The 515-nt window shown below is 63.1% G+C and carries 1 protein-coding gene; it reads left to right on the forward strand.

The genetic code is table 11. The features are described 5' to 3' along the window. Window positions 1–68: 68 nt before the first annotated feature. On the forward strand, window positions 69–515 hold a 447-nt coding region (locus tag ACXJ7R_RS36190; RefSeq protein WP_457155955.1), incomplete at its 3' end, for a sulfatase-like hydrolase/transferase.

Genomic DNA, 515 nt, shown 5'->3' on the forward strand with positions numbered 1-515 from the left:
GCTCCTGGACGCCGCCACCAGTGGAACGGCAGTAGAGGCGACAACAGGACACCAAGAGGAGGAGAGCAATGACACGTTCATTCAAGGGCAAGATCGCGCTCGACGTTCGCGATTCCAAGGCGGATTGGGACGCCTTCCTCGACAATCGGGCACCCAAGGATGCCCCCAACGTCCTCGTCATCCTCTACGACGACACCGGCCAGGCAGCCTGGTCGCCCTATGGCGGACGCATCGAGATGCCGACGCTCGACCGGCTGGCGAAGAACGGGCTCACCTACACGCAGTGGCACACGACTGCCGTCTGTTCGCCGACACGCTCTTGCTTCCTGACTGGCCACAACCACCATGCCAACGGCTTTGGCACCATCTCGGAAGCTGCCACGGGTTTCCCCGGCTACAACGGGCATATCCCGCTGGAAAACGGCACGATCGCCAGCATCCTGCGCGACGCGGGCTGGAGCACCTTCTGGATCGGCAAGAACCACAACGTGCCGGTCGACGCCTTCGGGATGAGC

The organism is Mesorhizobium sp. P5_C1 (genome assembly GCF_054049815.1).